The organism is Flagellimonas nanhaiensis, from assembly GCF_003382275.1.
Lineage (GTDB): Bacteria > Bacteroidota > Bacteroidia > Flavobacteriales > Flavobacteriaceae > Flagellimonas > Flagellimonas nanhaiensis.
On the sequence record NZ_QTJX01000001.1, the window covers coordinates 1,300,996 to 1,318,768 of the forward strand.

A 17,773-nucleotide genomic window follows, 5' to 3' on the forward strand; every position below is an offset into this window, starting at 1 on the left:
AGTAAATGTCCCCTACCCAACTGTCTTTACAATACCTACTGAGACCTTCTTCCCTAACTTCTGGGAAATTACCCGCTATTTTTATGTTTCATGGCTATGGCAGTAATGAGGAAGACCTTTTTTCTTTTGCTTCCGAACTTCCTGAAGAATTACATGTCATTTCAGTGAGGGCACCTTATAATTTGGAACCTTTTGGCCATGCATGGTACTCCATAAATTTTGATGCTGAATATGGAAAATGGAGTGATGACGATCAAGCAATTCAATCCAGGGAGAAAATTGTTTCCTTTATTGATGAGGCCATTGAGGCTCACAATTTGGATGAGGAAAACATTACGCTATTAGGATTTAGTCAAGGTACTATTCTCAGCTATGCAGTAGCGTTGTCCTTCCCTGAAAAAATAAAAAATGTGGTTGCGTTGAGCGGATATATCAATGAAAATATTCTGGTGGAAGGCTATGCCGAAAAGAACCATCATAATCTTCGAATATATGCTTCACACGGACAAGTGGACCAGGTAATCCCGGTGGAATGGGCGCAAAGAACTCCAGATTTCCTTAAAAACTTAGGTGTTGAGCATACCTATGAGGAATTTCCCATTGGCCATGGTGTGTCCCAACAAAACTTTTATTCGTTTAGGGAATGGCTGATTGAGCGAATTTAGGGGAGAGTACTTTTTGTTTTGGTGCACTTATCGGTAAGGTGTATGATTTCGATGCGTGTTTCAGTAACTAATTTAGCAAATACAAACTGAATAGAAAATCTGCAAGGATTTTCGTAAGTAAGCCTTTACTAGCAATGAATTATACACAATGTTGTAACACGTTTTTATTCAGTTTCCCGATATAAAATAGGTAGTTTAATTTCATTAATATTTTGTTCAGTCAGATAGTAAAAATGTTTTTCCCAACCATTGTCAAATCCCAAAACTCCATATAACCGATTGAAAAGTAATGCTCCCATTCCGTCAATCATTTCTTCAGTCAAATTGTATTGGTCAAATTTAAAATCAGTTTGAAATTCATTTTTAATACTTATTCCAAATTCATCTGGTCCGAAATATAAATTTCCATTGTGTTTTAAATAACGGAAGCTCATATTCTTTGTCGAGTCAGTTTTGTTCTTATAGTCATAAATTAAAACGCTGTCCTTTTCTCTAATGATTAGTTCGTAAGGCATTTGCTTCTTGATTGAATCAAATTCATAAACTATTAAATTACGTAATTCAGTTCGAGTCCGATATTCCGTACTCTTTATTCCTTCAATATTTTCCGCTCTTTTTCCCATTGAAGTTCCGATAAAAATCGTTATTCCGATTAATGCTAAACCTCCAATTCCGAGTACGATTAATAATATGTTCAGGATTTTTCTCAAAATATGTTACAACGTCAAAGCTAAAAATCGTTTTAATGATTCTTTAGCAACCGATAAGTGAAGTTCGGAAATTTCTCATAAAAAATCCAGACCTAATTAATGGATATGTAATATCGATTGATGAATGTTTTTGCACAAAACACATCAAAATATCTGGATAAGAAGTACGCCGCCATTATTTCAACTATATACAACGATTATGCCCAACAATCCATTGCATTTAATTGCTTCGGGTGTAGAGTAAATGATCAACTAAAGTAAAATCAACACTTAGGTCATCTTTTAATTCATACTTCAGGACCAAATCTCCCCAGTATTTCCCATCAGAAAAATCAGTTAAAATCCATTTATGGTTCAATACCTTGATTTTGTTGATTTTGAAATCACCTTCCATTCCATCATAGGGCACCAAGGGATTGTTTCCCTTTTTCTCATTGGTTTCCAATAATTTATCTTCAATATACCTGACAGGGTCTTCTAAATTTAAATGTTCGTAATAGGCCAAGGCATCGTCATTGTTCTCCAATGAAAAATATTGAATATCCAAAATTTTCAATTGGGATTCTTGAAGGGAATCCTTTAGTGATTGAACTTGACCTTTAAGGTTATCGATATCAGAATTTAGGGCTTTGTGTAAATTGCTTGCGCTTACAAATTGATACAAGGCCAACAAAGCTGCAAATACAAATAGGTATAGAAATATTTTATTTTTCATGGTAATGGTACTTCAATTGAAAGATTATCATAAGCTAAGAACACATTTTTTGGAAGTTTGTTTTCCACCTCGGCATGAAATCCCAATAAATGGCTAATATGGGTAAAATATGTGCGGTCCGCCCCTACTCTTTCTGAAAACTCAAGGGCTTCTTCCAGATTGAAATGGGAATGATGGGCTTCTTCACGCAGAGCGTTCACCACCAATACTTTAGCGCCCTTTATTTTTTGAATCTCTTCTTCCTCCACACGTTTTACGTCTGTCAAATACACAAAATCTCCAAATCTATATCCAAAAACTTGAAGTCGGTTGTGATATGCCTCTATGGGCATCACCTCTAAATCATGGAGGACAATCGGGATGTCTTTTTCAACCTGAACCACTTTTACTGCCGGGGCCCCAGGATATCGGTTTTCATCTGCAAAAATATAGTCGAACCTTCTTTTTAATGAGGCGGCTACCCTATCATGGGCATAGATCGGAATATCTCCCTGTCTAAAGAAAAAGGGACGAATGTCATCCATACCTACGGTATGGTCTGCATGTTCATGGGTGAAAAGAATACCATCCAAATGGTCAATAGGGTTGGTCAACATTTGTTGCCGAAAGTCCGGACCACAGTCAATTACATAATTATGGCTATTCCAAGAAATCAACACGGATACCCGCAATCTTTTGTCCCGGGGGTCATCACTCAAACAAACCGGATGTTTGCTACCAATTACCGGTATTCCCTGGGAGGTTCCGGTTCCCAAAAATGTAATGGTCATCATTTGGTCCATTAAAACCAAAATTATGACTTATTTATTTAATTAATCTAATGAAGAGTGTAACTTTGTTTTTATACAAAATATCGGATATGCCTACCGTAACGAGCAACAAAAATGCTTTTGAAAATATACCGTCCATTAAGGCAAAAACCCTTAGAATAAATCTAAACCCTAATATTTACGGAACTTTTGCCGAGATTGGTGCCGGACAGGAAACGGCACGACAATTTTTTAGGGCAGGTGGTGCCTCTGGAACCATAGCAAAGGCCATGAGTGCTTATGACAAATCTTTTAGCGATGCCATCTATGGCTCAGAAGATGATGGAAGATATGTTACTCAAGCGCGGCTCAAACGCATGTTGGAGCATGAGGTACGTTTGGTAGAGGAGCGGATCAGTCGGGAAAATAATCCCAACTATCTGTTTTTCTCTTATGCCAATACGGTGGCCACTATAGATTTTTCCAAGAGATATAAAGGTCATGGGTGGGTTGGAATCCGGTTTCAATTAGATCCAAAGCAAAAAGAGTTTGATGAAATCATTCTCCATGTCCGCTTTAAGCAAAACGAGGCCAGACTACAGCAAGAGACGTTAGGAACACTTGGTGTAAACTTGATTTATGGGGCTTTCTTTAAATATGACAAGCCCAAAAAGTTGCTCAAATATCTGTATGACCATATTGACAAGGACACTCTTGAAATTGATATGGTGAATTTCACCGGGCCCAATTTCAGTAAGGTAGACAATAGGTTGATGAGCCTCCAGTTGATTAGAAACGATATGACCGATGCGGTCATGTTTGGACCTGATGGAAATAATCTTTTACCTGCCGCTGTGCTGTATAAAAAGAATATTTTGGCTCTCAGGGGTAGTTTTAGACCGGTAACAAAGGTCAATATGGATATGTTCCAGAAATCTTATGATATTTTTATTCGGGAGCAGACCGTGGAATATGAAAATACCATTGTGGTATTTGAAATAACCCTTTCCAATCTGAAGGCATCCGGTGAAATTGATGAACAGGACTTTATGGACCGGGCCGAACTCCTATGCTCTTTGGGCCACACAGTACTGATTTCCAATTTCCAAGAGTACTACAAACTAGTGGAATATTTCAACAATTATACTAAGGCAAAAATTGGATTGACCATGGGTGTCAACAATTTGGTTGATGTATTTGACGAAAAATATTATCGTGATTTAAGTGGTGGTATTCTGGAAGCCTTCGGAAAATTGTTCTTTAAGGATCTGAAGGTCTATCTGTACCCGATGAAAGACCCGGAAACTGGACAAATTATGACAAGCAACAATGTAAAGGTACATCCAAGGATGAAGGAGCTTTACAAGTTCTTCAAGTATAATGGAAAAGTTATGGACATTATTGATTATGATCCGGATGTTATGAACATCTTCTCCAGGGATGTGCTCAAGAAAATTACCAATAGTGAAGAAGGTTGGGAAGACCTTTTACCAGAGGGTATTGCAGAAATAATCAAGGAAAAGAAGCTTTTCATAAGAAAAGCACTGCCTCAAAAAGAAATAGAAAAGGAAAAAGCATAAAATAAAAAGGGCGCTTGATCAAGCGCCCTTTTTATTTCTTATTAATCGAGTAACTGCGCTGCGTGGTCTTTGGTCTTTACTTTCTCTATGACCTTTTCCACTACTCCGTCCCCATCAATTACAAAAGTGGTTCTATGGATTCCATCAAAAACTCGTCCCATGAATTTTTTAGGCCCCCAGACTCCAAAAGTCTCAATAACTGTATGGTCCTCATCCGCTAAAAGTGGGAAAGGAAAGTTAAATTTATTTTTAAAGTTGGCCTGTTTTTTCTGTGAGTCCGCACTCACACCTAAAAGTTCAAATCCCCTTTCCTGCAATAGTGAATAATTATCCCTTAAATTGCATGCTTCTATGGTGCATCCAGGTGTGTTTGCCCTTGGATAAAAGAAGACCACTAATTTTTTACCCTGATAATCGCTTAGATTAATAGTGTTTCCGTCTTGGTCTTTTGCAGAAAAATCAGGTACTTTATCCCCCACTTTTAGCATATTCATATGTCTTTCGATTTAATATATTGTTTAACTAAATTTTATCAAAGTTAAACAAAAATGACAAAACAAGAAAAGGTTGCCTTCACAATAAAAACTTTGGACGAGTTATATCCAACCATTCCAATTCCTTTAGACCATAAAGACCCCTATACTTTGCTGGTGGCGGTACTTTTATCTGCCCAAAGCACAGACGTAAGGGTAAACCAGATTACTCCTCTCCTTTTCGCCAAGGCGGACAATCCTTATGCCATGCAAAGACTTTCTGTGGATGAAATCAGGGAAATCATCAAGCCCGTAGGGCTTTCCCCGATGAAATCCAAAGGTATTCATGGGCTTTCCCAAATTCTGGTGGAGAAATATGATGGTGAAGTGCCAAAAGATATTGAGCTATTGGAGGAGCTTCCTGGAGTTGGACATAAAACGGCCAGTGTTGTGGTATCCCAAGCATTTGGTATTCCCGCTTTTCCTGTGGATACTCATATTCACAGGCTTATGTACCGTTGGGGTTTTAGTAATGGCAAAAATGTGGTGCAGACAGAAAAGGATGCTAAACGACTTTTTCCAAAGGAAATTTGGAACAGACTACATTTACAGATTATCTGGTACGGTAGGGAATATTCCCCTGCAAGGGGTTGGGATCTGGACAAAGATATCATAACTACGACCATTGGTCGAAAATCGGTCATCTCAGAGTATTGGAAAAACAAAAAGGGCCGCTAATTGCGGCCCTTTTTGTTGTAGTTTTTGAAATTCTTAGTTCAAAGAAACTTCAAAAGCGTGTTTTTTGCTGTCAACTACATGAATCGATCTCGAGTAGCTCAACAAGAAATCTATGGTTTCTTGGGAAGCTTTTGCCGTTTTTACGGTCTTTTGTTCTTCAGAGTAAATATTTTCCATATTCTAGCATTAATGTTTCAAATAGATAACGGCGCTAGATGGGAAATATTGCAATGTTCGACAGAATGCAGATTAATTCGTTAAAACGATATTGTTCCGCGCAACTATTTTTCGCAAGTTAATCAGTGCGTACCTCATTCTACCTAAAGCGGTATTGATGCTAACCCCAGTGTTTTCGGATATTTCCTTGAAACTCATATCCCTATAGATTCGCATCATTAACACTTCTTTTTGATCTTCAGGCAATTCTTCGATCAAAAGTGTAAGATCGCTTTCAATTTGATTCTTGATGATTTGCTTTTCAGCGTTCAACTTTTCATCCTTGATTACGGAGAATATGTTGAAATCATCACTTCCTTCAAATTTTGGCATTCTCTTGTTCTTCCTAAAATGGTCAATGATCAGGTTATGGGCAATTCTCATTACCCAAGGCAAGAACTTTCCTTCTTCACTGTAAGAACCTCTTTTTAGGGTCTTGATCACTTTAATAAAGGTATCTTGAAAGATGTCTTCTGCTACATCTCTGTCAAGTACTTTAGAATAAATAAAGCTGGAAATTCTTTGGTTATGCCTGTTGATGAGGGTTTCTAGAGCCTTTTCATCTCCGGCAATGTAGTTTTTTACGAGTATCGAGTCGTCAATCTGTAGTTCCATACAAATTACTTTTTTTGGTTAAAATCACTGTGCCCCTCCCTTTCAGGAAAGACTTTGGGTTATTAGTTTAATTTTAAAAAAGTAATTATTTCTGTATAGGCCTATCAGCTTTTTAATTACAACTCAAAGATAGAAAAACAGTGTGCCCGTAAAAAAACTATGTTGTGATTTGGGCATTTTTAGATGTTAACTGATACAATATACGTATTAAGTGTGGGGTATTGTATCTTTGATACCCTAATTTTAACAAATGTCCACCCTTACCAACATAGATCCAAAGCAGAATATTATCATAAAAGGTGCCAAGTTGCACAACCTTAAGAATATAGATGTTGTTATCCCAAGAAACAAGCTTGTGGTAATAACAGGGTTGTCCGGTTCTGGAAAGTCAAGTTTGGCTTTTGACACCCTTTATGCCGAGGGACAAAGACGGTATGTAGAAAGCCTATCGTCCTATGCGAGGCAGTTTTTGGGAAAATTGGACAAACCTAAGGTAGATTATATAAAAGGTATAGCTCCTGCTATTGCCATAGAACAGAAAGTTAATTCCACCAACCCTAGATCAACTGTTGGGACCACCACCGAAATCTATGATTATTTAAAGTTGTTATACGCCAGAATCGGGAAGACCATTTCTCCAGTTTCTGGAAACGAAGTAAAAAAACATACGGTCACTGATGTTATTGACTACGTAAAACAATTTAAGGAAAGTACCAAACTATTATTGCTCGCTCCCATTCATTTAAAAGAAGACCGAGACCCCCTAAAATCTTTGCAGCTTTTTTCTAAGCAGGGATATGCGCGTATAAAGTATAAAGGAGAAGTACTTAGAATTGATAACGTCCCCGAGGATATTGGGCGGGTTTTTGATCTTGTAGTGGACAGGATCATCATTAAAGATGATGAAGATTTTTATAACCGATTGGCCAACGCAGTGGACAATGCCTTTTTTGAAGGAAAGGGACAATGTACCATTGAGAATCTAGAAAACCAGGAAGTTAAAACCTTCAGTAACCAGTTTGAGATGGATGGCATGAAGTTCTTGGAACCCAATGTACATCTTTTCAGTTTCAACAACCCATACGGTGCATGCCCAAAATGTGAAGGCTACGGAGATGTAATAGGTATTGACGAAGATTTGGTTGTACCCAACACTGCCCTTTCCGTTTACGAAAATGCCATATTTCCTTGGCGTGGTGAAAGTATGTCATGGTATAGAGATCAGTTGGTGAATTCCGCCTATAAATTTGATTTTCCTATTCACAAGCCTTGGTATGAACTAAGTGAGGAGCAAAAACAACTGGTATGGGACGGCAACCAACACTTTACTGGGATTCATCGGTTCTTTGGTCTCTTAGAGGAAAAAAGCTATAAAATCCAAAATAGGGTAATGCTTTCCAGATATCGTGGAAAGACCAAATGTACTGTCTGCAAGGGAAAACGTCTCCGTAAAGAAGCCAATTATGTAAAGGTAGGAGGATATTCCATTTCCGATTTGATCGAACTGCCCATAAAAAAGCTGATTCCCTTTTTCAATGAGCTCAAACTTTCAGGTCATGACTCCAAGATTGCCAATAGGTTGCTTAAAGAAATCACTACCCGACTTGATTTTTTGAGTAAAGTCGGATTAAGTTACTTGACGCTCAACCGAAAGTCCAACACGCTTTCTGGAGGTGAAAGTCAGCGCATTAATTTGGCCACATCGCTGGGAAGTAGTTTAGTTGGCTCCATGTATATTCTGGACGAGCCAAGCATTGGATTGCATCCAAAGGATACCGAAAATCTGATTGAAGTCTTGAAATCCCTTCGGGATTTGGGTAATACCGTAATTGTGGTGGAACACGATGAAGATATCATGAAAGCGGCAGATGAGGTAATCGATATAGGCCCGGAAGCGGGAACACTTGGAGGAGAAGTGGTAGCTACAGGAACCCTCGATGCCATTTTAAAGGCCAACTCTCTTACCGCCGATTACCTCAACGGGACCAAGGCAATAGAGGTTCCTTCTGAACGTAGAAACTCCAAGCATTATATACAAATCAACGGAGCCAGGGAGAACAACCTTAAAAATATTGATGTTGTATTTCCTTTGAATGTGTTGACCGTGGTGACTGGGGTATCCGGGAGTGGAAAAAGCACTTTGGTCAAGAAAATACTTTACCCCGCAATTCTCAAAGAAGTTGGAGGGTATGGGGAAAAGGCAGGTCAGTTTACCGCTATTGAGGGCAAATATTCACATATAAAACATGTTGAATTTGTAGATCAGAATCCCATTGGTCGCTCCTCGCGTTCTAATCCGGTAACCTATATAAAGGCTTATGATGATATCAGAGCGCTATTTGCATCTCAAAAACTGAGCAAACTACGTGCTTATCAAGCCAAGCACTTTTCTTTCAATGTAGATGGAGGTCGATGTGAAAAATGTAAGGGGGAAGGTGAAATCACGGTGGAGATGCAATTCATGGCCGATGTTCACCTAGAATGCGATGTCTGTAATGGCAAACGCTTTAAAAAAGAAATTCTCGAAGTCCAGTTTGAAGGAAAAAACATTGATGATATCCTTAATTTGACCATTGATGATGCCATTGCTCACTTTAAAACCTACAAACAGGACAAGATTGTAAACAAACTACAGCCCTTACAGGATGTTGGTTTAGGTTATGTTACCTTAGGTCAGTCCTCCTCTACCCTTTCTGGTGGAGAGGCACAACGAATTAAACTGGCATCTTTCCTTGTTAAGGGGAATACCAAAGAAAAAGCGCTGTTCATCTTTGATGAACCAACTACGGGGCTTCATTTTCACGATATTAAAAAACTGCTCAAATCTTTTGATGAATTAATTAGTAAAGGACACTCTATAATTGTCATAGAACATAACATTGAACTCATCAAGTGTGCCGATTATTTAATTGACCTTGGACCTGAAGGAGGGGAAAATGGCGGGCATTTGGTTGCAGAGGGCACTCCAGAGGAAATTGTTCAAAATAAAAATTCACATACGGCAAAATATCTTAAAGATAAAATCACTTAACTCCCCCCCCCTCTAAAATTGATTTTTTAGTACATATTTTCCACACAAAAAGTACCTTAAGAATTCACAAAAAGGTTGATTCTCCATCAATCCAAATCCCCTTTCCATCAATTTACCAGTGCTATTCATAAATCCAGAAAGCCCAAAAACCAATCATGGGCATAATATTGCTGATTAAAGAATATTGGAATTGACTGAAATCCTTGATTTTCTTTTCACATACTGATTGGAAAAAAAAAGAAACATTGAAATGTTAATTACAGGGCATTTCCATTGAAGGTCCAGTTCAATAAAAATTGGTTTTATCGTTTCGCCCTATTTCATAAAAACTATAGCCTCAGCAAACATTCAAGCTATGCAACTCTCCAAATCGTATTCGCACCAAAACAAAAGAAACCATATAAATTATACCCTAGTGTTTCTTTTACTCTTGATCACTTTTACCAGTGCAGGGAACACTACAATACATAATAACATCAAAACTGTTTCTTTGGACAACGCTGGTCATTGGGCAAATCGGGCTGTTCAGATCACATCAAAAGAATTCCTGGAAAGCAACAGCTACTACGCCCCAGGAATTGCGGCCATTCTTACTACAACCTCAACCGACTTTTTTGGAGGCTCACCTGGCTGTTCTTATATAAATATAAAAGTTGATGTTTACAATACCAGCACCAATGGTGAATCCTTGAACATTACTACGATAGATCTTGGACCGGACATAACCATAGATTCCTTTACAGGTGATGACAACGGGAATGACATCCTAGAAACCAATGAAACCTGGTCGTTCTATGCCACAAGGAAGATCTTGGACAGCGAAAAAGCCATTGATCAAGCGGAGGACTCCGCTTATGTGGAAGCAGAAGTGGTGGGACAGCCTGGGGTTACCGTAAAGGATTTTTCCCATGGGTTTGATATAAACGACAATTTTCCCACAAGAACAAATTTATCCTCCTGTACATATGGATTGGCACTTATAAAAACGGGGAAAAGCAAAAATGTTTTAGGAGAAGACGGTGGATGCGCCTTTATTGAATATACTTTTCTGGTGACCCACAATGGTGACCCAGCCGAAGGCTTTGAGTCAGTGGAAGTATATGACACTAACATAGGGGGATTCATTGCAGGAGGACCTATTGAAGGGGATATTATCAATTTTGGGTCCTTGGACCCAAATGAAGAGTGGGTATACAAGGTCAGCTATCCCCTTACCGCAGAGGATCTTTTGGAAGGGCAAGTAGAAGGGCAAGCCTATGTAACAGCTAGCTCCTCATTGGATACCAATATAATTGGTTCTGATATCTCAGATTTTGAAGATTATTCTGAAGATCGGCCTACCATTATTGACATTCCAGAATGTGTTCCAAGAATAGGACTCCTGTTGACCGCAAAGACCAAAGACGGTTTCGGGGAAGATGGGGGTTGTGCCCTTATTGAATATAGGGCATCAGTAACCAATCTAAGTGGGGTTGATCAAACCCTTGGAGATGTGACGTTGTCAAGTCTTGATTTACCCCTTGCTTTTGTGGGTCCAGAAGGGGATCTTGGTGATGATGGCCTTATGGGTTCCGGGGAAACCTGGACCTATACAGCTACCTATATTATTACCGCAGACGATATCACCAGCGGTGAGGTGCAGAACCGAGCTTATGTTACCGCTAATTTACAAGGGCCCGTACTTATAACTGTAGAAGATCTTTCGGATTACGAGAATTTGCAAGAAGATCGCCCAACAGTGACTGATCTCTCCCAATGTATGCCTATCATCGGATTGATAAAAACAGGTGTGCTCAATGAAGACTGTACCTCCATTACCTATACGTTTACCGTCACCAATGAAAGCAGCAATGATCAAGTACTGGAAAATGTTCTACTTGAAGATCTAGATATTCCCCTCACTATAGAAGGTCCCGAAGGGGATCTCAACGATGATACCTTTTTGGATTTGGATGAAACCTGGACCTATACGGCCACCTACCCCGTTAAAATCCAGGATATTAATCTCGGTTTTGTTGATAATCTAGCCCGTGTTACCGCTGACGTTATAGGGGTTCCAGGTTTATCGGTGGAAGATCTATCCCATGATTTCGATGTAAACGAAGATGGTGATACCACCGTTGATCTTTCAAGCTGCCAGACCCCATCCATTGGTCTGATCAAAGAAAGTAGTCTTGTGGACATTGACCAAGATGGCTGTCCAGAAAGCATACTATATGAGTTTACCCTGACCAATACCGGGGATGCAGATTTGAAACCGATCATACTGAAAGATGATGAACTTTTGGGGGGAGAAGTTCCCGGCCCTGATCCAAACACCGACGAAGGAAACGATGACCTATTATCCGTGGGTGAAAGTTGGAGTTATTTCGCACTGTATGCCCTGACCCAACAAGATATTGATGATGGTTTTGTAATGAACCAAGCTTCTGTTACCGCAGAAACACTGGGCGGGAATACCCAGGTGCAGGATGATTCCGATGATAATAGCCTTGCTGAGAATGACCCCACCAATACCATTGTTCCCAATAATGCCTGTACAGACGGTGCGGCTGATTTGGAACTGCTCAAGGAAGGAACACTGGTGGATATTGACCAAGATGACTGTTTTGAAACCATCGGATACACCTTTACGGTCACCAACACCGGAGGTGTGGACTTGGATTCAGTTACCTTGGAAGATGAACTTTTGGGGGGAGAACTTTCAGGCCCTGTCCCGGGAAGTGATAATGGTGATGACGGCATACTTTCCGTGGGAGAAAGCTGGACCTACGAAGCCCTCTACGCCTTGACCCAACAAAATATCGATGACGGTTCCGTGGATAACCAAGCTACTGTATCTGCCCAACCTGTGGGATTTGATGCCACCATTTCGCAAAATACCGCGGCCAACACCCTTGTTCCCAATGATGCCTGTACCGATGGTGCTGCGGGCCTCGATCTGATCAAGGTAGGTACCCTCATCGATGTCAATCAAGATGGATGTGACGATAGTATATTCTACACATTCACCTTGACCAATATTGGCAGTGTGGATTTGGAAGAGGTAAAGGTGGAAGATGGGATTCTCGGTGGAGAGCTGACTCCAGATTCATCCAGTGATGTGGGGAACGATGGGATACTTTCCCAAGGAGAGAGCTGGACCTACGAGGCCCTATATGCTTTGATCCAACAGGATATCAATAAGGGTTCTGTGGATAATGAAGCTACCGCGACCGCCCAGCCTGTGGGCAGTGACGCCACCATTACACAGGACGCTATGGCCAATACAATCGTGCCCGGTGATGCCTGCAATTATGGTTCCGCCCGTCTGGGATTAATAAAGGAAGGAGTGCTTACGGATACGGACTCGGATGAGTGTCCAGAAAGCATCTTATACACCTTTACTTTGACCAATAATGGCAGCTTGGACCTGGATTCAGTGGAAATAATTGATGAAATGTTGAGTGGAGTGATTTCTTTGGACACATCAAGTGATCAGGGCAACGATGGGATACTTTCGGTAGGAGAAAGTTGGACCTATAGCAGTCTTTACGCCATTATCCAATTGGACATTGATCAAGGAAAGGTCGAGAACCAAGCTAGGGTATCCGCCCAGCCCGTGGGACTGGATGCCCAAGTTTTGGATTTATCAGATGATAACAGCCTTGACGAAGACCAGCCCACCATTACCATAGTACCAATGGACGCCTGTAGCACCGATGATGATGATCCGAATTTTGAGATTTACACAGGAATCACCCCAAATGGGGATGGCATCAACGATTACTTCAGAATAGATGGTATAGAAAGCTATCCCAATAATACCTTGAGAATATTCAATAGATGGGGTGTTCTGATCTATGAAACTGAAGGATATGGTCTTGAAAACAATCTTTTCAAAGGATTTTCTGAAGGGAGGGCAACCATTTTAAAGGAAAGGACGCTTCCTAGTGGAACCTATTTCTACATATTGACGTTTCCCAATGAAAATCCTGGACAGGAAAATTACTCTGGCTATATCTATATCAACCGGGATTAATACATCCAAATAACATCTTGATGAAAGTAAAAATCAGACTTTTTCAAAAAAACAAAATCCATTCAAGCATAATCAATCAATTGGTTGTGCTCTTGTTTCTAGTCATTTCCAATATTATTAAAGCTCAACAAGATCCTCAATACACCCAATACATGTACAATACACAAATTGTAAACCCTGCATACACTGGGTCAAGGGAGGTGTTAAGTTTTGGTATGCTAGGACGAACACAATGGATCAACCTGGATGGTTCTCCACAAACTGGAACACTTTCCGTTAATACTCCAATTGGTTTATATAAAAATATGGGGCTCGGGTTATCTATTGTATATGATCAAATTGGACCAGCAATGGAATCAAACGTAGTTGTGGACTATTCCTACTCCATTCAACTGGCAAGAAGGAACATTAGCAAGTTGTCCTTTGGATTGAAAGCTGGGGCTGACATGTTGGACGTGGATTATTCAAAATTGAACATCTTCGATCCCAATGATCCATTCTTTCAAACTACTGTGGACAATGAACTTCAACTTCAGGTTGGAGCTGGTATTTACTTTCATACCCAAAAATTCTATGCAGGTTTTTCTGTTCCAAATTTTCTGAATTCAAAACATTTTGACGAGGCTTCCCTAAACAATCAAGATTTGGAAAATATTGCAGTGGAACGATTGCATTATTTCTATATCATGGGTTATGTTTTTGATTTGTCACCCAGCTTAAAGTTTAAACCGGCCACGCTTGTAAAATTTGTTAGCGGCGCTCCATTACAATGGGATATGTCCGCCAATTTTTTAATTAGTGAAAAACTGGCTCTCGGAGGTTCCTACCGTTGGAACTCTTCCCTGAGTGGGTTGGTGGGTTTTCAGGTCAATAGATCTATTTTCGTGGGTCTGGCCTATGATTACCAGTCAACGGCCATCAAGGACTATAGCAATGGATCCTATGAAGCTTTTCTAAGATTCGATATTTTCAATAAATCGGATAGGATACTTACACCACGATTTTTCTAAAATACCTCCCAATGTCAAAAAACACTTTGTTAGTACTACTGATTACATTTTTAAATTTTTACATTCTAAACGCTCAAAAGTCAACCCTAAAAAAAGCCGATGAGGAATTCGATACGTTCGCTTATATCGATGCCCGTGAGATTTACTTAAACATAGTAAAAGAAGGATATGATTCACCGCAAGTATACAAGAAATTGGGAGATACTTATTACTTCAATAGTGAATACACGGAAGCGGTGAAATGGTATGAGTGGTTAATAAGGAAATACCCCAATAACATAGAATCCATATATTACTATAGGGTTGCCCAAAGTCTAAAAAGTATTGGAGAGTATCAGAAATCAAAAAAAATGATGGGAGAATTTGCAAGCAAGTCGGCCAATTCTGTCATAGCCCAAAACTTCATGGCCAACTACCCGTCGCTGGACAGTTTAATCGATTTTGAGTCTGAAAAGTTTGATGTGGTCAATGCAACAAAGCTTTTATCCAGTTCAGATTTTGGACCTTCCTTTTATATGGATAAAATCGTTTACGCTTCATCATCCAGCAATACCAAAGGCAACAAAATTCATCAGTGGAACGGTCTCCCCTATTTAGATCTATACGAAGCTGAAATAAGAAAAGATGGAGAACTAGCAAATCCAGAACCACTTAAAGGAGAAATCAATACTCCTTTTCATGAATCCTCCGCAGCTTTTACTAAAGATGGTGGCACAATCTATTTTACCAGAAACAACTACATAAACGGAAAGAAAAAAAGAAACAAGGAGAAACTTATGAGCCTAAAAATCTATAAGGCCGTGAAAAAGAAAAATGGTTCTTGGGGTGATGTCGAAGAACTTCCATTCAATAGTGACTCATATTCCGTTGCGCATCCAGCTTTAAGCCCGGACGAAAAAAAACTTTATTTCTCATCAGACATGCCGGGGACACATGGGCAATCTGACATTTGGTATGTTGATGTCCTAAACCATATGCTCTATGGAGACCCGGTAAACCTAGGACCAGAAATCAACACAGAAGCTCGAGAGACTTTTCCATTCATCAGTAAAAATAACAACCTGTATTTTGCAAGTGATGGGCATTTAGGACTAGGTGGGCTTGATATTTTTGCAATTTCGTTAAATAAAAATGGTGAGTTTGAGGAGGTAACCAATTTAAAAAAACCTATAAACTCAAATAAGGACGACTTTGGCTTTATCTTCAAAGAAGATACGCAATTAGGTTATCTTTCCTCAAATAGAGGAGGAATCAAAGGAAGTAGTTCCGATGATATCTACAAAGTTGTGCAAAGTTGTGGTAAAATCAACATTCAAGGTATCATTTCAGATGCCAGCACAGGAAAACCTCTTGAAAATTCTCGTGTCGTATTAATGGATAGGAATAGTGTGGTTTTGAATACGGTTTCAACGGATGCCGGCGGGAATTATAACTTCAATGCACCAATAGATTGTGATAAGGAATACATTGTAAAAGCGGAATACAAAGATTATCTTCCCAATGAAAGAAGTGTAACAACCCCAAGGGGAACTGCAGTTCTTCAGATTGATCTGGAGTTAATACCACCTGATTGTCCTATAGATGATCTTGGATGTAGATTGAACCTGCAACCCATCTATTTTGATTACGGCAAACACTTCATAAGAGCCGATGCCGAGGTGGAACTTGCTAAAATCCTGGAGGCCATGAAACAATATCCGGAGCTAACCATCCATATCGAGTCTCATACAGATTCAAGATCAAGTGCCGACTTTAACTTACGGTTATCTGAAAAACGGGCAACTGCAACCTTAGAGTGGTTAGTAGCTAAAGGTATATCAAGAAACCGCCTTTCTGCAAAAGGGTATGGAGAAACCCAATTGTTGAACGAGTGCTCAAACGGGGTAAGATGCTCAGATAATCAGCATCAGTTAAATAGAAGGTCAATGTTCATTATTCAAAATTAATTCAATAATTACCTGAATAACAAATAGTTATTCTTTTCTTGATTTTTTTGGCACGCTGCTTGATATTATTTGGTTGGATGTAAATAATTACATCTGGAACTTAAAACCTTATAGTATGAAAAAGTTAGTACTCATTATAGCAGCAGTGCTCTTGGGTGTTCCAAATATCCAAGCGGCCAAAGAAGATACCGCTTTCATAACCAGTGCGTATCGATATGGAAACTCATTCATTTTTGTAGAAAATGGGGTAACTTTTTCAGTGTACCCCGACGGCGAGTTTGATTTCTACATGGATAACAGGGTCAATGTTGGTGTTGGTGCCCGTATTGGAAATGTAGGCATTACTTTCAATTCAGGGTATAACTACAATCCCTATGTACAGTACGATGATTATGGTGCTGTGATCCAAGTGGAAAACATTCCCATCTATTATGATTATTACGGTCGTGTAAATCAAATTGGTGGAGTGGATATCTGGTACAGAAATGGTAGGGTAAGACGTTTAGGTGGATTGCATGTTTATTACAATGGTGGAGTATTCAGCCATTATACAGGGTTCATAAACATTTATAACAGACATTATGTTTACAGACCATTTCATAGGTATTTTGCCAGACCTGCTGTTGGATTCTGTAATGTATACTACAGACCATATAGAAGGTATTACTCCCCTGTAAGATATACCTACTATAGACCATATAGGTATAACCATAGAAGGGCTTATACCAGAATTGGCAAGACATATAGAAATGATTATCGCCATAGAAGGGATAACATCTATAGAAATGATAAAAGGGTTGCTGTAAGAAACAATAGGGTCAGAAGAGACCAAGGTGACTATGGAAGAAACAACCGTACAGTTGGACGACAAAACTATTACAAAAAGGGAAATACAGTTTCCCGAAGCAACAATACGGTCAGGAGAGATGCAGGAACTAAAAGAACGGTAAAACGTAACAACAATTATAGAAAAGGAGATGCAGTATCCCGTGGAAATAGAACCGTAACCCAGAGACAGGTGACCCGATCACCTCAAAAGAAAACGGTTACTAGAAGACAGGTAACCTCTACTCCAAACCGTAAAACAGTTACAAGAAGTAGTAGAACCAGTACCTACAAAAAGCCACAAACAAGAGGCAAATCAAGTAGGGCTGTTGTTACCAGGGGAAATACTCCCAAAAGGTCTGTTTCCAGAAGTACAAAAAGTACTGTTAAAAGAAACTCTGGAAATACAAATTATAGAAGAAGTGGAAATTCTGGAACTCGAACAAGAAGTACTTCCAGAAGGCAATAAAGATAGTTTT

Annotated in this window: 14 protein-coding genes; 8 read left to right on the forward strand and 6 right to left on the reverse strand. The window is 39.4% G+C overall.

Annotated elements, in window-relative coordinates; translation table 11 throughout:
* Window positions 1-5: 5 nt before the first annotated feature.
* Entirely contained in the window at window positions 6-665 is a 660-nt protein-coding gene (locus tag DX873_RS05940) for an alpha/beta hydrolase (protein WP_116183572.1), read from the forward strand.
* 164 nt (window positions 666-829) lie between these two features.
* On the opposite strand, the gene DX873_RS05945 is transcribed toward DX873_RS05940, so the two are convergent.
* The 3 genes from DX873_RS05945 to DX873_RS05955 form a co-directional block, all read right to left on the reverse strand.
* Window positions 830-1,375, reverse strand: coding sequence for a hypothetical protein (locus tag DX873_RS05945; RefSeq protein ID WP_147296612.1), 546 nt, complete (start codon window positions 1,373-1,375; stop codon window positions 830-832).
* 220 nt (window positions 1,376-1,595) lie between these two features.
* A complete protein-coding gene (locus DX873_RS05950; protein WP_116183574.1) occupies window positions 1,596-2,090 on the reverse strand; it encodes a hydrolase in 495 nt (164 codons plus the stop codon).
* Window positions 2,087-2,860 carry an MBL fold metallo-hydrolase gene (locus DX873_RS05955; protein WP_116183836.1) on the reverse strand — a complete coding sequence of 258 codons (774 nt, stop codon included), beginning with the start codon at window positions 2,858-2,860 and terminating at the stop codon, window positions 2,087-2,089. Before DX873_RS05955 ends, DX873_RS05950 begins: the two co-directional genes overlap by 4 nt.
* A gap of 89 nt (window positions 2,861-2,949) precedes the next feature.
* Between DX873_RS05955 and DX873_RS05960 the strand changes: the two genes are divergently transcribed.
* Window positions 2,950-4,419 carry a TonB-dependent receptor gene (locus DX873_RS05960; protein WP_116183575.1) on the forward strand — a complete coding sequence of 490 codons (1,470 nt, stop codon included), beginning with the start codon at window positions 2,950-2,952 and terminating at the stop codon, window positions 4,417-4,419.
* A gap of 41 nt (window positions 4,420-4,460) precedes the next feature.
* Here DX873_RS05960 and bcp read toward each other — a convergent pair whose 3' ends face one another.
* Entirely contained in the window at window positions 4,461-4,913 is a 453-nt protein-coding gene (gene bcp / locus DX873_RS05965; RefSeq protein ID WP_116183576.1) for a thioredoxin-dependent thiol peroxidase, read from the reverse strand.
* Between the two features lie 54 nt (window positions 4,914-4,967).
* On the opposite strand from bcp, the gene DX873_RS05970 reads away from it, so the two are divergent.
* Window positions 4,968-5,630 carry an endonuclease III domain-containing protein gene (locus DX873_RS05970; protein ID WP_116183577.1) on the forward strand — a complete coding sequence of 221 codons (663 nt, stop codon included), beginning with the start codon at window positions 4,968-4,970 and terminating at the stop codon, window positions 5,628-5,630.
* Window positions 5,631-5,663: 33 nt separating this feature from the next.
* Here DX873_RS05970 and DX873_RS18840 read toward each other — a convergent pair whose 3' ends face one another.
* Together DX873_RS18840 and DX873_RS05975 are read right to left on the reverse strand one after the other, a co-directional pair.
* Window positions 5,664-5,807 (reverse strand): hypothetical protein, encoded by a 144-nt coding sequence (locus DX873_RS18840; protein ID WP_181899445.1) that lies wholly within the window; start codon window positions 5,805-5,807, stop codon window positions 5,664-5,666.
* Between the two features lie 72 nt (window positions 5,808-5,879).
* A complete protein-coding gene (locus tag DX873_RS05975) occupies window positions 5,880-6,461 on the reverse strand; it encodes an RNA polymerase sigma factor (protein WP_116183578.1) in 582 nt (193 codons plus the stop codon).
* Between the two features lie 250 nt (window positions 6,462-6,711).
* Between DX873_RS05975 and uvrA the strand changes: the two genes are divergently transcribed.
* From uvrA to DX873_RS06000, 5 genes are all read left to right on the forward strand, one after another.
* A complete protein-coding gene (gene uvrA, locus DX873_RS05980; RefSeq protein ID WP_116183579.1) occupies window positions 6,712-9,492 on the forward strand; it encodes an excinuclease ABC subunit UvrA in 2,781 nt (926 codons plus the stop codon).
* A gap of 355 nt (window positions 9,493-9,847) precedes the next feature.
* A complete protein-coding gene (locus tag DX873_RS05985; RefSeq protein WP_116183580.1) occupies window positions 9,848-13,513 on the forward strand; it encodes a gliding motility-associated C-terminal domain-containing protein in 3,666 nt (1,221 codons plus the stop codon).
* A gap of 20 nt (window positions 13,514-13,533) precedes the next feature.
* Window positions 13,534-14,523, forward strand: coding sequence for a PorP/SprF family type IX secretion system membrane protein (locus DX873_RS05990; protein ID WP_116183581.1), 990 nt, complete (start codon window positions 13,534-13,536; stop codon window positions 14,521-14,523).
* 11 nt (window positions 14,524-14,534) lie between these two features.
* A complete protein-coding gene (locus DX873_RS05995) occupies window positions 14,535-16,469 on the forward strand; it encodes an OmpA family protein (RefSeq protein WP_116183582.1) in 1,935 nt (644 codons plus the stop codon).
* A gap of 115 nt (window positions 16,470-16,584) precedes the next feature.
* On the forward strand, window positions 16,585-17,763 hold the full coding sequence (locus tag DX873_RS06000) for a hypothetical protein (protein WP_116183837.1): 1,179 nt from the start codon (window positions 16,585-16,587) through the stop codon (window positions 17,761-17,763).
* Window positions 17,764-17,773: the final 10 nt, after the last annotated feature.

Coding starts and splice junctions, on each gene's coding strand:
- DX873_RS05940 (WP_116183572.1), top strand. CDS start 6: ATGTCCCCTACCCAACTGTCTTTACAATACCTACTGAGACCTTCTTCC.
- DX873_RS05950 (WP_116183574.1), bottom strand. CDS start 2,090: ATGAAAAATAAAATATTTCTATACCTATTTGTATTTGCAGCTTTGTTG.
- DX873_RS05955 (WP_116183836.1), bottom strand. CDS start 2,860: ATGACCATTACATTTTTGGGAACCGGAACCTCCCAGGGAATACCGGTA.
- DX873_RS05960 (WP_116183575.1), top strand. CDS start 2,950: ATGCCTACCGTAACGAGCAACAAAAATGCTTTTGAAAATATACCGTCC.
- bcp (WP_116183576.1), bottom strand. CDS start 4,913: ATGAATATGCTAAAAGTGGGGGATAAAGTACCTGATTTTTCTGCAAAA.
- DX873_RS05970 (WP_116183577.1), top strand. CDS start 4,968: ATGACAAAACAAGAAAAGGTTGCCTTCACAATAAAAACTTTGGACGAG.
- DX873_RS18840 (WP_181899445.1), bottom strand. CDS start 5,807: ATGGAAAATATTTACTCTGAAGAACAAAAGACCGTAAAAACGGCAAAA.
- DX873_RS05975 (WP_116183578.1), bottom strand. CDS start 6,461: ATGGAACTACAGATTGACGACTCGATACTCGTAAAAAACTACATTGCC.
- uvrA (WP_116183579.1), top strand. CDS start 6,712: ATGTCCACCCTTACCAACATAGATCCAAAGCAGAATATTATCATAAAA.
- DX873_RS05985 (WP_116183580.1), top strand. CDS start 9,848: ATGCAACTCTCCAAATCGTATTCGCACCAAAACAAAAGAAACCATATA.
- DX873_RS05990 (WP_116183581.1), top strand. CDS start 13,534: ATGAAAGTAAAAATCAGACTTTTTCAAAAAAACAAAATCCATTCAAGC.
- DX873_RS05995 (WP_116183582.1), top strand. CDS start 14,535: ATGTCAAAAAACACTTTGTTAGTACTACTGATTACATTTTTAAATTTT.
- DX873_RS06000 (WP_116183837.1), top strand. CDS start 16,585: ATGAAAAAGTTAGTACTCATTATAGCAGCAGTGCTCTTGGGTGTTCCA.